The sequence below is a fragment of the Acidaminococcales bacterium genome, assembly GCA_031290885.1.
Classification (GTDB): domain Bacteria; phylum Bacillota; class Negativicutes; order Acidaminococcales; family JAISLQ01; genus JAISLQ01.
The window spans coordinates 46,067-60,442 of record JAISLQ010000012.1; the positions used below are offsets into that span (position 1 = coordinate 46,067).

General features: G+C 54.7%; 13 protein-coding genes. 9 read left to right on the top strand and 4 right to left on the bottom strand.

Annotated features, from left to right (window positions below; all coding sequences use genetic code 11):
* Nucleotides 1–136: 136 nt before the first annotated feature.
* From LBO03_02040 to wecB, 9 genes are all read left to right on the top strand, one after another.
* Nucleotides 137–934 carry a hypothetical protein gene (locus LBO03_02040; protein MDR3348381.1) on the top strand — a complete coding sequence of 266 codons (798 nt, stop codon included), beginning with the start codon at nucleotides 137–139 and terminating at the stop codon, nucleotides 932–934.
* Complete coding sequence (locus LBO03_02045; protein ID MDR3348382.1) at nucleotides 925–2,199, top strand: glycosyltransferase; 1,275 nt, start codon at nucleotides 925–927, stop codon at nucleotides 2,197–2,199. The genes LBO03_02040 and LBO03_02045 overlap by 10 nt, the downstream gene beginning before the upstream one ends.
* Entirely contained in the window at nucleotides 2,196–3,227 is a 1,032-nt protein-coding gene (locus LBO03_02050) for a hypothetical protein (GenBank protein MDR3348383.1), read from the top strand. The genes LBO03_02045 and LBO03_02050 overlap by 4 nt, the downstream gene beginning before the upstream one ends.
* A complete protein-coding gene (locus LBO03_02055; GenBank protein MDR3348384.1) occupies nucleotides 3,224–5,308 on the top strand; it encodes a polysaccharide deacetylase family protein in 2,085 nt (694 codons plus the stop codon). Before LBO03_02050 ends, LBO03_02055 begins: the two co-directional genes overlap by 4 nt.
* Complete coding sequence (locus tag LBO03_02060; GenBank protein ID MDR3348385.1) at nucleotides 5,305–6,258, top strand: hypothetical protein; 954 nt, start codon at nucleotides 5,305–5,307, stop codon at nucleotides 6,256–6,258. The genes LBO03_02055 and LBO03_02060 overlap by 4 nt, the downstream gene beginning before the upstream one ends.
* A 43-nt stretch (nucleotides 6,259–6,301) precedes the next feature.
* The gene (locus LBO03_02065) at nucleotides 6,302–8,059 is read left to right on the top strand and encodes a hypothetical protein (GenBank protein MDR3348386.1); all 1,758 of its coding nucleotides are present in this window, start codon (nucleotides 6,302–6,304) and stop codon (nucleotides 8,057–8,059) included.
* Nucleotides 8,060–8,083: 24 nt separating this feature from the next.
* Nucleotides 8,084–9,937 carry a hypothetical protein gene (locus LBO03_02070; GenBank protein ID MDR3348387.1) on the top strand — a complete coding sequence of 618 codons (1,854 nt, stop codon included), beginning with the start codon at nucleotides 8,084–8,086 and terminating at the stop codon, nucleotides 9,935–9,937.
* Nucleotides 9,900–10,805: a hypothetical protein gene (locus LBO03_02075; GenBank protein MDR3348388.1), complete on the top strand. Its 906-nt coding sequence runs from the start codon at nucleotides 9,900–9,902 to the stop codon at nucleotides 10,803–10,805. The genes LBO03_02070 and LBO03_02075 overlap by 38 nt, the downstream gene beginning before the upstream one ends.
* A 210-nt stretch (nucleotides 10,806–11,015) precedes the next feature.
* Entirely contained in the window at nucleotides 11,016–12,164 is a 1,149-nt protein-coding gene (gene wecB, locus LBO03_02080; protein MDR3348389.1) for a UDP-N-acetylglucosamine 2-epimerase (non-hydrolyzing), read from the top strand.
* A gap of 103 nt (nucleotides 12,165–12,267) precedes the next feature.
* Here wecB and LBO03_02085 read toward each other — a convergent pair whose 3' ends face one another.
* From LBO03_02085 to LBO03_02100, 4 genes are all read right to left on the bottom strand, one after another.
* Nucleotides 12,268–12,669, bottom strand: coding sequence for a hypothetical protein (locus tag LBO03_02085; GenBank protein MDR3348390.1), 402 nt, complete (start codon nucleotides 12,667–12,669; stop codon nucleotides 12,268–12,270).
* Nucleotides 12,670–12,942: 273 nt separating this feature from the next.
* Nucleotides 12,943–13,473: an N-acetylmuramoyl-L-alanine amidase gene (locus LBO03_02090; protein MDR3348391.1), complete on the bottom strand. Its 531-nt coding sequence runs from the start codon at nucleotides 13,471–13,473 to the stop codon at nucleotides 12,943–12,945.
* Nucleotides 13,466–13,942 carry a phage holin family protein gene (locus tag LBO03_02095; protein ID MDR3348392.1) on the bottom strand — a complete coding sequence of 159 codons (477 nt, stop codon included), beginning with the start codon at nucleotides 13,940–13,942 and terminating at the stop codon, nucleotides 13,466–13,468. The genes LBO03_02090 and LBO03_02095 overlap by 8 nt, the downstream gene beginning before the upstream one ends.
* A partial coding sequence (locus LBO03_02100; protein ID MDR3348393.1) for a hypothetical protein occupies nucleotides 13,939–14,376 on the bottom strand: 438 nt, incomplete at its 5' end. The genes LBO03_02100 and LBO03_02095, both read right to left, overlap by 4 nt.

The window sequence follows — 14,376 nt, forward strand, 5'->3', positions numbered from 1 at the left end:
CGCGCCCTGTTTGTCTCGCGGCAGGCCGATACGTCCGCCGGCAATCTCCCGCCGGCGGCAATTCGCGCCTTGTTCGGCGGGCAGTTTTTCTTTTCTGTTTTTGTTTTGGCTGATTAATTATAAAGTTGGTCTTTCCATGCGCAAAGATAAAACCGCAAAAGATAGTAAATTGGTCATACTCTACCACCGTTCGTACCGCAAACTGCCCGGTTCGACCAAAATCTTTCTTTTGCATTTTGCTCTTTTGGCTTTGCCCCTTTCTCTCTCTTCATTGTTTTTTTACCCCGAGATCACCGAGAAGATCTGCGTCATTGCCAAAAACGTCCTTGACCCTTATTATTACGCCGATTCGGTCAGCGTCCTGTCGCGAAAGTACATTGAAGGAATCGGCCCTCTTTTTTACGTCCAGGTGCCGGCGAGCTATCCATCCTATCTCTTTTCGCTCGGCAACGCGGTGGTTACCCTGTTTCTTCTGGCGGTACTGCCCAACATCGAAAAATTCAAGCCTTTTCTCATTTTCAGCCTTATCCTTTGCACGGTGCACATCGTATCGTCGTTGTACTTTCTTTTGTTCCCCGCTTATTTCCCTTATACCGGCGGCGATTATTCCCAGCTTTATATGCTGCAGGAAATCAGCATTTGGATTTTTATGCCCGTTATTATGGGGCTGGCCGTTTTGCCGATGCCTGTCAGCATTTTCCTCAAAGCCCTGGTAATGGTTTTTATTTATTTATATTCCCTTCTGTTCGGTCTGGTGCGCTATATTGTCTTTCTCATGATCGTTTCCAAAATATCCATGATTTACATGGCGCTTTTGTTTTTCGCGTTAGGGCCGCTCATCGACTTTATTTACGCGGTCGGCATTTACACGCTGTTTGTCAATAGAATCGCCAAAAATTTAGCGGAGGACTTTTCCTTGTGGAGATGGCAATAGTATTAATGAAATGCTATATGCTGTTTACTGTGGCAGTGCTGGCGATATACACGGCTAGGCACTTTGTTTTCACGATCAACAGGCTTTTCGGCAAACAACGCATTTATTACCACGACATTATCGATTCCGACCTGCGCACGGTTACCGTCCTCATTCCTATGCACAACGAGGAAGCGGTCTGCCGCGATGTATTGGAGCGCATGCTGCTCGTCGATTATGATTTTGCGAAGTTTGAAGTCATACCGATAAACGATTTTTCCGAGGACAAAACCAAAGAGATCCTGGAAGAATACGCCGCGCAATATCCCGACATCATCAAGCCGCTGCACCGCTACGAAGGCGAACGGGGCAAGCCGGCCGCCTTGAACGAGGCGCTGCAGGTGGCGCGGGGCGACATTATTATCATTTTCGACGCCGACTATCTGCCGCCGCGCGGGATCATCAAAAATATCGCCGTATGTTTCAACGACCCGGAGGTCGGGGCGGTCATGGGCCGCGTCATTCCTGTAAATACCCGGGTCAACCTCTTGACGCAGCTTTTGGATCTTGAGCGCTCCGGCGGCTACCAAGTGGACCAGCAGGCGCGCTGGAACATGCGCTTGGTGCCGCAGTACGGCGGGACGGTGGGAGGCTTTTTGCGGCAGGTGGTGATTGATCTTGGCTCTTTTAACGTCAAGATGCTGGCCGAGGACACCGAGCTGACCTTTCGGCTGACCCTGAATGGCTGGAAGGTAGCTTACGCCAACCGCGCCGAGTGTTATGAGGAAGCGCCCGAATCGTGGGCGGTGCGCGCCCGGCAAATAAGGCGCTGGTCGCGCGGGCACAACGACGTCATGTTTAAGTACCTCTTGCCGATATTGCGTTCGGACTATATTCGCAGCAGGGAAAAAATAGATGCCCTGCTCCTGGCGGGCGTTTATGTCGTGCCTTTCATCCTGCTCTCGTGCATGGCCGTTTCCATGGTGCTGTTTTTTCTCGGCGAGATGGAAATCTTCGCCGGCGTCTTCTTTTTGGTCTTCATAGGCGTTTACAATACTTTCGGCAATTTCGCGCCCTTTTATCAGGTGGGCACGGGCTGCCTGCTCGACGGGATGAAACAGCGCACGCTGCTCATACCTTTTCTGCTTTTTAATTTTTATTTTTATATGTGGTACACCTCGCGCGGTTTTGCCGACGCCCTTTTGGACAGGATTACCCTGCGCCGGACGACTTGGCAGAAAACGGCGCGCTTTCGCGCCAAAACTGAGGGGCAAAAATCTTCATGATTGTGTTTTTTTGCATACTTTTCCTGGCATTCTCCTTCGTCTGGCCGTTTATCGGCGGCTGGCGCGAAATGCACGTGAGAAATGACGCCATACCGCTTTTCATCAACATGGATTACCTGAAGGATCCGCGCTATTTCGCCATATCTTTCCGGCGGTTCTTTAAAAATTTCCTCAACGACGAAGATTTGCGGGCCGGCATGTATGAATTGAAGTTTTCCAAACCGGAGAAGGTATGCGTGCTGGAAAATACTGTCATATCGCCGGAGCGGACGCTGGATGTCATTGCCTACGCGCGGCGCGACCTTGTAACGGAAAGAGGCGTGGCCTTTGAGAAGGAAGTCTATGTTCGCGGCAATGCCGCCATCGGCCCAAACAACGACCTGCGCGCTTTGGTTTGCGACGGCGACGTCTCTTTGGCGGGAAACACCGTTTTGCGCCGCTGGCTGGACGCCGAAGGCAACATCAGGGCCGGCGGGGGCTGCAATCTGGGCGTGAGCCTGACCAGCGGCAAAAAATGCCTGATAGCCGCCGGCTGTGTGTTCCGCCGCCTTTACGGCGCGCCCGTCCAAACGGGGACGAGCCGGAAAAAAAACTTTGCGCTCACGGCGGCCATCCGGGATGAGGACGAGCGGGTGTTTCCCCCGCCCCCCCTCGATGCCAAGGAGCGGCAGGTGGGGGAAATCTGGCCTTATACCAACACCCACTACAGCGTAATTACCCCCAATAGTCTTTGCGTCGGCTCCAATAGCCGTATCCTTGGGCATATCAAAACTTACGGCAACCTCAATATTGACGACAATGTGCTGATTACCGGCAATGTTTTCGCCGAAGGCGATATTGCCATAGGCGTTTTTTGCAAAATATTGGGCGACATATTCGCCCAAGGCAGCGTCAGCATAGGCGAAGGATCGCAGGTGGGGCGTCCGGGAAAGGTCAAGTCGGTCGTCGGCAACCAAGCGGTGTTTTTGTCTTCAGGCGCCGTCGTTTATGGCTATGTTACCACGGAAGGCGATGGGCGCGCCTTATGACCAAACTTTTGAGCGCCCTGCTTTTGGCATCCATTGTAGCGCTTCTGGCGTACGCCGTCCCCAACTACTATAAGCTGAAAGATATCGCCGCCGACAATTCGTTGCGCGCGCTCGTTGTTTACAACGAGGAGAGCCTGGAAAAAGACGGGTATATCTTAAAGGCATACCAAAGCGTGCTGGCGGAGGAAGGCGTTCCGCATAAAGCTATCGAGGTATTTGATTTGCTCAACATGGAGCCGGGCAACATGGCCGCCGTCGTGCCGGCGCTGATCTTCCCGGACGGCATCATGCAGGTTGTGCCTTCGGAATTTATCGAGTGGATAAAAACATACATGAACGAAGGCGGCAACGTGGCCGTAATCTATGATGCCGGCACCAAGCACGGCCGGGGATTTTTTGAAAAAAAGGCTGTTTTCGCGGATATTACCGGCTTAAACTACATTCTGACCGATAAATTGGAGTACGATTTGTTGGAAAAAGGACAGATTGTCTTTACATCGGCCGAACGGCGCGACGCTTTTCAGATCCCTTTGGGGAAAACTTTGGGAGGGCGGGTTCTCAGCAGTTATTTTTTCGGCGCTTTGGAGTATCCTGTCTATATGAACGAAAGGACGCGCCAAATACCGGACAAAGACATTTACGCCGAGGCTTTTATTACCGGGACCGAACAAAAAATACCGGCGATCGTCCTTGCCGGCTACGGCAAGGGGCAAGTCCTGTACGTCAACCTGCCGCTTGGCCAGGCAAAGGCGAGAGGGGACGACCTGCCGCTCAGGGCCTCCCTGCGCGCCTTCTTGTTTGACGCCGTGGGCATGCCGCACATCATGAACGTGGAAGGCGGCAAGGGGACGCTCTTGATCAACTGGCACGTGGATTCCCGGCAGGAAATATACAACCTGCCCAAACTTTTCGACACGCCGATTTTCGCCAAGGAACTCCAAGCCACCTACCATATAACCGCCGGCGATTTTTTGAACTGGGAAGGGGACGATGGCGGCTTCTTCGTCCGGGAAAGGGGGCGCGCCCTGACGGAAGAGATGGCGGAGCGGGGAGAAGTCGGCTCGCACGGCGGCTGGGCGCACAATTGGTTTTCTTTGCTCCTGATGGACGGCCGATTGAGCAAAGACGCTATAAAGAAACATATCAAGGACAACAACGACGACATTGAGGCGGTTACCGGGCAAAAGGTTACTTCCTATTCCGCGCCCAACGGCGTGCATCCGCAGCCGCTTTTGACCAACATAATAAAAGACTTGGGCATCATTGCCTACTACTACACGGGCGACACGGGCAGCGCCCCGCACCGGGCCTTTTTCGGCGATGAGATGATCAGCCCGCGCGTGGTCGCCTTCCCCATAATGCCTTTCGGCCGGGCGGCGTCTTTATGGGAAATGTATGATAAATACGAACTGCCTTTTGAGGAAATAAATTATTTTTACCACAATCTCCTCGACTATTTGGAAAAAAACAAGAGCGCGCGCCTTATTTACTCGCATCCGGTCGACATAGTGGATGAATATATCCAGTTAATGTCGGATTTTTCCCAGGATGCCATTGACCGCGCGGCCGCAGGCAGGCTCAGGCTTTCCGGCATGAGCGAATACAGCCGCTTCTTCTTGCGCATGCTCAACACCGAATATAGTTTTGCCATTGAAGGCCCGGCGTTGAAAATCTCCCTGGCCAATCCCGAAAGCCTGCGAGGGATAACCTTTGCCGTCCCCAAAAACAAATACAGCTATAGTTACCCGAAGCAGCGGCCAAATGTTTCCCTCCCCCGCCAACAAAGGCCGAGGCCGGGAAGTTCCTGGAGCTACCAGTGGCGCGGCCGCCACTATTATCGCTTAGGGCCTGACGGCAAGCCGCTTGTCGAAGCGTACGGCCAAGAAGAAGGGCCGGACGGGGAAAGCTTTGCGGAAACGGCAACCGATCCCGCGCCAAGGCTGGAAGAATCCGCGGCGCAGGACGGGGAAGGCGCAGCGCGGGCAGAACCCGGCGTATCGGTCGCCGAAGACGAAAAATACTACTATATAACTATAAACGACGACAGCAAGGAGAAGCTTTTCGCGATGGCAGCAAAATGAACGTCACGGCTTGTTTTCGGCAAAATAAAAACGCGGCCAAAGGCCGGATCCTTCTGGCGCTGCTGCTGGCGGCTATTTTGTTCCCTTTCCCGGCGGCGGCCGAAGGGGCGGACGACAGGCACCCCGCCATAACGCTGATGGGCTATTATGACAAGGAATGGCCGCGCATGGACTTCTTTGAGCCGCACGCGGTATCCCTCCTCGCCCTCAATGAATTGGAAAACGGCCGCCATTTCAAAGAAGTAAAGGTTTTCCTCAAATGGTATTTTTCCCACCTCAATTATCCCGACAAACACGGCTTTACCGGCACGATTTATGATTATGAGTTCAAATGGGGGAAGGAACAGGCCACCAGAAAATACTCGTCCATAAACGCTTACGCCGGGCGGTTTCTCTATCTTCTGGCCCGATACGCCGAAATTACCGGCGACAAGGCTTTTATCGCCAAAAACATCAAAAAAATCAATGACATTGCTTATACAATAGTCGTCCTGATTGACAAAGACGGCCTGACGCGCAGCCTGCCCACCATTGACCTGAAAAGGCTCACGGACAACTGCGAAGCCTACGGAGGCCTTAAAGCCTACGGGCGCCTGCTCCTTTACGCGAAAGCCAAAACCCCGCCTTTTTTGCCAATCGTATTGGAAGGCCTGGCGGCCGCCATAGCGGCCCTTTATGACCCGAAAGAAAATACTTTCGCCCAAAGCGTGCTGGACGGGCGGACGAAGGCGGCGCCCTGGGCGGACTGCCCGGGCGCGTTCGCGCAGCTTTATGCCGTCTTTTACGGCCTGCTGGACGGCGATCCGGAACTGGCGGAAGAATTTTGGTATAATTTCAATCTGGCCCACGCCGAAAGCATGGGCCGCGCCGCCCTGCCGGAAAAGCTGTTCTACCTTCTTACGGAAAAAAAGGCGGGCGTACGTTATATTGAACACGCTATTTTAAAATAATCTTTCATGGGGTATAATAGAAAGCTGGAAAGGATGATGCGCCATGTTCAAGAAGATTCTGCCGGCAGCCCTTTTGTCCGCCTTGCCTGCCCTCTCCGCCGTCTACGCCGCTACGGCGATTGATGCGCCGATAGCCGCGCGCGACACGGCGGAGGCGATAAGGGAGGAAGCGAAAAGCCTTCTGGCAACGGAAAAATATGACCACGAGCTTAGAAATTCCATAAAAGAGATGGATCGGCAGATCCGCGATTTAAAGGGGCGTTTGCCGGCTGCCCGCGCCAACCTTGACGCCGCAAGCGGCACTATGTCGTCGGTCAGTTTGGGCAGAGAAGAAATTGAGCGGGAACTGGCAGACGCGCAGCGGCGTTTCGACGAGGCGAGGGCGGAAACTGACGCCTGGCAAGCCAGCCTGGTCGAGGCAGAGGAGCGGGTGTCCGATGCCCGGTCTCATTTGGAGTCCATGCGGGATTTTGGGCGCAGGTCCCGGCGGCCGGAGGACGATTATAAAGTTTCTAAGGCGGAAGAAAGAATGCAAGCCGCCGAAGAAAACCGCGATGCAATCGCCATGGAGCACGCCCACGCCGAAATCCGCATGGCGGAAGCGCAGGCAGACTTGGAAAAATATGCGGACATGCGCGACAAATTAAACGATGCGGGCCCTCTTTACGAAGACGCGCGGATCGTTCTCGCCGATCTGGAAAGGGACATAGAACTTCTCGAGAACGAACGGGCGGCGGCCGCCGCCCGTCTGGATGAAGCGCGCCGCCCGGCTAAAATCGGCGACCGCCGCTGGCAATATGCCATGGCCGACATGGAATATTACAGCTGGAAGGATTCCCGGCAGCACAAAGGGCGCCAGCTCTATCTGCCGGTGCAGTACGGCTACGTTGACGGCGCTCTCAGTTACGGCGTCAGCGGCGGCTATATAAGCTCCGACAGCAACCTGCCAAATGGCAAGGTATCTACCTTAGATGACGTTACGCTTTCTTTCGCCTACGAAAAAATATATAAAAATTTTGAGGCCGTTTATACCCTGGCGGTAAACACGCCTACGGGAAAAAGGACTTTGTACGGCTCCAACGCGGTCATGCCCGAAGATCTTGTGCGCAAGCCGCGTTTCGGCGAAGGCTGGAACTTCACCCCCGGCGTGTTGCTCAGCTGGCGCGTCAAACCGGAAGACACTTGGAGCTTAGGGCTTAATTATTCCATCAACGGCAGGTACCGCTACGACAGCAGCATCCCGGGCGGCTATACCCATCCGGCCAACGGCCTCGGCGTCATGGGCCGCTACAAGCACGCCGGGGCAACCGACCAGTTTGTCGGCGAACTTTATTTCACAGGCTACACCCATGCGAAAGACAACGGGGTAAAATACCGTTCGGGCAGCCAGATCGAGCCGCATTTGCTTTACAACCGCGTGCTGGACGGCAAAAACGACCTCATGTTTTATTACTGGTTCTCGCGAAGCGGCGCGCCCAGTTCCCGCGACCCCGGTTTTGTTCCGGGCCGTGCTTCCAACGCGCATTTTTTCGGTACCATGTGGAGCAGGAAACTCAACGCCAAAAGCACTTTGCATATCACCGCCGACTACATGAAACGCACGGGCATCCCGTACGATCCGCTTACTAATTACTCCGCCCTGCCCGACCACAACAAATTTACCTACGGCGTAAAATACGACTACCGCCTGAATTCCGACAGCAAAATATCCCTGCACCTGCAACGCTTTAACCTGCGCGACAGCGGCGGCAACAAATACAGAGGGAACAATGTCTATGTGTTTTACAGCGTGTATTGGTAACGAAACCATCGCCGCTATGCGCCGATGAAGAAACTGCTCGTTTTTCCCTGCTTGCTCCTATTGGCGGCCGCCGCTTACTTCGGGCCGGTTGCCTACACCAGATGGCTGTGGTCGCAAGACAGGGAAATGTCCGCCTTTCTTTTGTACAACCCCAAAGATCTGGAAGCGGCCGCCTACATCGCCGAAGCTTACACGAGCGTGCTTGAAGAGGAAGGGGTTGCCCTGCGCAAAATCGAAGCGGGCGAAATAGTGCGCCTTGACGCCTCCAAGCTCGCCGGCCGCATACCGGCGCTCATTCTGCCCGATGGCATTCTGCAGGCGACGCCCGGCGGTTTTGCCGCCTGGGTGGACGAATATTTGGCCGCCGGCGGCAATGTCGCCGTAGTATACGACGTGGGGACGAAGAATTCACGGGGCAGGTTTCGGGAACGCGCGGAACTGGCTGACATTGCCGGGCTCAATTACATCATGCCCAGTATAAAGGGCAGGCATCCTTATGTGTCCGCCAAAATACAATTTGCCGCCAAAGCCGATTGGGATTTTTTCCAATGCACTCCCGGCCGGGACATGCTGGACTTTACTTTGAACGGCCTAAACGGGGATGCAGCCAAATACAGCGTAGCTTACAACAAAATCATCAGGGAATCCGTCAGGGGGGACATCCGCGCCTGGGCGGTTACGGACGCGGGGGAGAAATTGCCCGTCCTTGTCCTTTCCGACTATAAAAAAGGCAAGGTGCTTTACGTCAACCTGCCGCTCGGCCATTTGAAAGCTACCTCCGACGACATGACCATCCGCTCGGTCATGCGAGCCTTCCTTTTCGACGTCGCCTTCATGCCGCGCCTAATCAATGTTGAGGACGGCATCGGCGGCTTGGTGCTCAATTTGCATTTTTCCCTGCGCATGGATGATGAAGATCTGCAAGCGCACATAGAACGCGGCTTTTTAAACGACAAGGTCCCTGTTTCCATTCACATCGCCGCTGCGGACTATCTGGAGGCGCCGGGCGATGGTTTGGGCTTTGACGCGGCCGGGCATGGGCGGGAACAGGTCAGGATATTGTCAGGCTATGGCAGAATAGGGTCTTTGGGCGGCATGGCCAACAACTGGTTTGCCGCCAAAGTGGAAAGCGCCGCGTTCGGCGCGCTGGAAATAAAAGAAAACATAGCCGCCAACAATAAGATATTGGAGGAGATAACCGGCTATAAAATTACGGAGTATTCCGCGCCGGCCGGAGTGCACCCGCAGCCGGCCATGACCAGGGCGCTGGAGGAGTTGGGCATGACCGGTTATTCATACGCCTATGAGCTTTCCGCCGCGCCCAACCGCACTTTCGTCAACCGGCGCCGCATCAGCGGCAAGGCAATCGCCTTTCCGCAGTTAAGTTACCACCGTTACCGTTCTTTGTGGGAACTTTATTTTGTGAGCGGAAGCAACAACGACTATTTTGAAGAACCGCTCAACCGTTGGCTGCAAGATGAACTATTGCCCTATCTTGCGCGCCACAAGACGGTCAGGACCCTGGTGATACGAGAACACAACATGTTCGCTTTCCCCACGGCGCTGAAAAACCTCATGGAATCTCTGGCGGGCGAGCCGGGCGCGGAAAAAGTGGCGGCGCTGACCATGAGCGGGTACGCCGATTTTTTGCTGCGCTTTTTAAAGACGGAATACACCTTTACCCAAAACACGGAAGGGCTGGCGCTTGACTTGAAAAATCCGGAGGCGCTGCGGGGGATCGTGCTCGCCCTGCCCAAAGCCAAATACGGCAAGCCGCCAGGCGACGGCCTTGCCGTTTCCGAAGACGAAAAATGTTATTATGTAAAGGTGGAAAACCCTGATGCAAAAGAAAAAATTATTAATATCCCTTTTAGTTAGCCTGGCCGCTTTTGGCCGACTGTCCGCCGCCGCCCACCCAGCTGACGACGTCATTGGCTCTTACGCCGGCGAGCTCTCTTACGCCGGCCAAATCGAGCCTTACATAACCGGCCTTTTTGCCCTCAGCGCGTTGGAACATGGACGCGACGCGGACAAGGTGCGGGCTTTCATCGAATGGTATTTCGCTAACCTCAACTATCCCGACCGCTACAACATCAACGCCACCATCTATGTTTATGAAAGGGACGGGGAAGATCTCTCCCCAAGTTACGCCTATGATTCCATTGACGGCTATTCCGGCCTTTTCCTTCACCTTCTGCTGCGGTATGCAAAAGCTACGGGCGATCTGTCCATAGTGTCCGATAATTGGCAAAAAGTGGAAGACACGGCCTATACCATTGCGCTTTTGCAGGAAGGGGACGGCCTGACCATCGCGCTCATCACGACCAACCAGAAATATCTTATGGACAATTGCGAGGCTTACGGCGGCATATCGGCCTATATAGAGCTTCGCAAGCTGATGGGCCTGCCGCCGAGCCCTTCCTACGAAAACATCCGCGCCGGCATCAAGCGCGGCATAATGAAACGGATGTACCGGAAAAAAGATCGGATTTTTGTCCACACGATTGAGAACGACATTGTCGAGGATGCCGATTGGAACACTTATTACCCGGACGCTTATGCGCAGCTTTTCCCGATCTATTACGACCTGCTTGAGGACAACCCGGATTTAGCCAAACAGCTTTGGCGCTATTTTTCCGAAAAGCACGCCGCCAACGAAAATTCTTTCCCGGTCGAACAGCGCGCCATGTTTCAGTTGACCAGAAACAAGGCGCGGGCGAAATATCCGGACCTGTTCCCTAAATAGGATCCGTCAACGCTATCCGAAACATTCAGATTTCGAGCGAATTTTTCGTCAGGCGCGGCGCAAAACGCAGGCGAATCCCTATGTTAAGCGCGGCTTTAGCGCAAAGCGCGGCGGGAAACTATCCAAAAGATGGGCGTTGGACGGCAGTGTTTACGGCCTAACCCGGCATCTATGCCAAACCAATAAAAAGAGGTGCTTTTTTTGCCCAAAATCAAACTGGCGGCTATTTTCGGCACAAGGCCGGAAGCGATCAAAATGGCGCCCGTAGTGCTGGCAATGAAAAAATATCCGGAATACATCGATCCTTTTGTCATTGTAACCGCCCAGCACCGGGAAATGCTTGACCATGTACTGGATCTTTTTCAAATAAGGCCCGATTTTGACCTCAATATCATGACCCAGCGCCAAACGCTTTTTGAAATAAGTATCCGTGCCCTGCAAGGGCTTGGTGAGGCCCTGGGGGAAATAAAGCCTGACCTGGCGCTTGTGCACGGCGACACGACTACCACCTTTATCGGCGCGCTGGCCGCTTTTTACCGGCAGATAGAAGTTGGCCACGTGGAAGCGGGGCTGCGTACCGGGAACAAATACTCGCCTTTCCCGGAAGAAATTAACCGCCACCTGACCGGGAGCTTGGCCGATCTGCATTTTGCCCCCACCAGCGCGGCCCGCGAAAACCTCCTGAAAGAAAACATAGCGGCCGGCAATATTTTTATCACCGGCAATACGGTAATTGACGCCTTGAAAGCCACCGTGCGCGACGATTATGAGTTTGAGCACCCGGCGCTGCGCGAGTGCGTCACGAAAAAAGCGCGGATCGTCCTCGTTACCGCCCACCGCCGCGAAAACCTGGGCGAACCATTGCTCGCCATCTACCGGGCATTGGCCAAAATCGTGGACGGGCATCCCGACATTGAAGTAATTTTTCCCCTGCATAAAAACCCCGCGGTCCGGGAACCGGCGCAGGCTATCCTGGGCGCGAAAAAGCGCGTACATCTTATCGAGCCTTTGGATTACGGGCCTTTTGTCAACCTTATGTACAGATCTTATATGCTTTTGAGCGATTCCGGCGGCGTGCAGGAAGAAGCGCCGGCCCTCGGCAAGCCGGTATTGGTTTTGCGCGGCAACACCGAGCGGCCGGAAGCGCTCCGGGCCGGCACGGTCAAGCTGGCCGGTACGCATACCGACACTATTTGCCGCCTTGCCCATGAACTGCTGGCCGACCCAAGCGCCTACAAAGAAATGGCGGAAGCCGTCAACCCTTACGGCGACGGGCTGGCGGCGGAAAGAATTGTCCGCACGATTTTGTTCCGCCGCGCCATCCTGCCGCAGCCCCCGGAATACTTTCGCGATCATTGAACCTGGCTTCAGCCGACGCGGGACTTGCCTTCCCGCATTGTCAGGGGCAGGAAGCGGCATTGCGGCGGGAAACGGGAAACCCCTGCTTGGGCAGAGCCCGCTTTCATTTTGCGATATAGGCGGCGCCCATAAAGACAACCCCGGCAGCCCAGGCGTTTCTTTGCCACTTAGCCGCCCGCAGGCGGCTTTTCATTTCTCTCTCGTACGCTTTCAAGGATTGATTGGCACTCTCGATTGAGGACAAGGCACTTTTCAAGCTCTCCTTCAAGCTCTGTATCTGCGCTTTCGATTGCTCGAGTTCGATCAAGGCCGCCTGCAACTCGGCTTTGAGCGCGGCCAATTCCGTCCTCTGCTCTCCCAGCAAGTTCAAGGCTTTTAAGAGCGCCGCCTCCTGCCGCGTCAAGTTCTGCTCTAACCGCGCCAGCTCCGTTTCGGTTATCCGGTACTGGCGTTCGGCTGCAAATCCAGTAAGCGGCCAGCAAAACAAAAGCAAAAAAAGCGGCAATAATACAACATGTTTTTTTGCCCAAATCGAGCAGCAGGCTCCGAACATTGGCGAAGAAACCACGCGTCCGCGTGGATGCTTGTAACGCGTCAATGGTTCTCATCTCCTTTGCGGCAAATTTTTTGCCGTTTTTGTCCATAGGTTGAGCACGGACATGTTCCGCACTTTGCGCGCCGCCCCTGCCCGGGGCATTTCATTTTTGTTGTTTTCGCTTCAGCTCAATAGTTAACGGGGCGATTTCCCGGACAGCGGCGCGCTTTTATACCTGATTATTTATATGCCGCCCTTTCCGTACCAATTGGCCTTTCCCCGCAAAACCTCTCCCCCGCCCCTCACTATCCCGTCAAAGTCCCTCAGCTTCCACAGGTCCCAACGCTCAAAGGTGGCGGCCGGCCCGTAGCCGTCAAGGTCGGCAGCCTCGGCGTGGGTCATAAAATATTCCGGCGTTATAGGCGCGTTCAGGCCCCGCGCCAGCGCGGCCATGGCTTTCGCCGCCGTTTCTATCTGCGCGGCGGTCGGCGGGAAATTGCCGGTAGGCAGGCCGTCCTTGCCCACTCCGGCGTTCAGGGCGCAGCAGAGGGCTATCCCCACCGCCCCGGAATTGCGCCGCCAAGTGTGTCCGCGATGCAGGCTCAAATCTTCGGAAGGGGCAAATATCCTGCCCCCGCCATCGATGTTCAGGTGGTAGTCATCGAAAAACTGATCGTAGCGCCCTGCCGTCCAATGCAAATATATGCGCGGTTTCAGGCCGGCCTTGGCATCCCGCGCCATCTGTTCAAGTTTAGGCATGGTTATTTCAATCACTTGCCCCGCCCCCCGTCCTTTGCTCTTTTATATGGCGTATCCGGCGCTGGATGAACTCCGGGATATACTGCCCGTAGCCCAGTTTGTCGACATTTTCCAAAATGGAAATGGCTTCGTTGGCGGAATAGGCGCAGATGGCCATGCTGCGCAGAACGTGCGTGCCCATGCCGCAGTCTACAAGGTTGCAGAAAGACACTACCCCCAAGATGGCCGCTTTGTGGCCAATGCCGCGCCTCCCCGCGCCGGAGTTGAGTTCCCCCGCTTTCCCGGCGGCGGCGATGCCGGTGATATAGTCGAGTGTCATTAGTATGGCAAGGGCGTGCAGGGCGTTGTCGAGTCCGCCGAACAGGAAGCTCAAAGCCGCCCCAACGGACGCGCCAATTCCCATTGCCGCCTGTTCCGGGCGGCTTTGCGGCAGGAGCGTTCCTGCCGCTCCTTTAAGCGTCGTGAAAAATTCTTGCAGCGTCATTTTGTTTTCAGTCCTTTCGTGCGTTGTTGTTTCCGGGCATGAAAAAACCCCATGCTTTGGGCAAGGGGCTTGTGGTATAATGCTTTTAAGGCGTTGCGATAACGGTAGGCGGTCAATCCTGCCCCGGAAACGGGGTGATTGACCCGTCCTCGAATGGGCGAGCTTGCCTCGCCGGAGAGGGGTGGACTATTACAAGCTGGTGTTTCTGCTGGTCTTGCTTTTAGCCGTGATAGTTGCTGTAAAAAAGTAACTAACCGCCATTCCCTCACAAGGTAGCGGTTAGTTACTAACCAAAACTGTACGGGGCGGCCGCTTATCGGCAACGCCTTTTCTATGCCCATTGTACCCTGTTTTTTAAGGGCTGTCAACTGCCCGGCCGTTTTGCCCGCCGGCAAGCTACGCCGGCTGTTCCCCCGCATTGTTGCCTTCCGCCG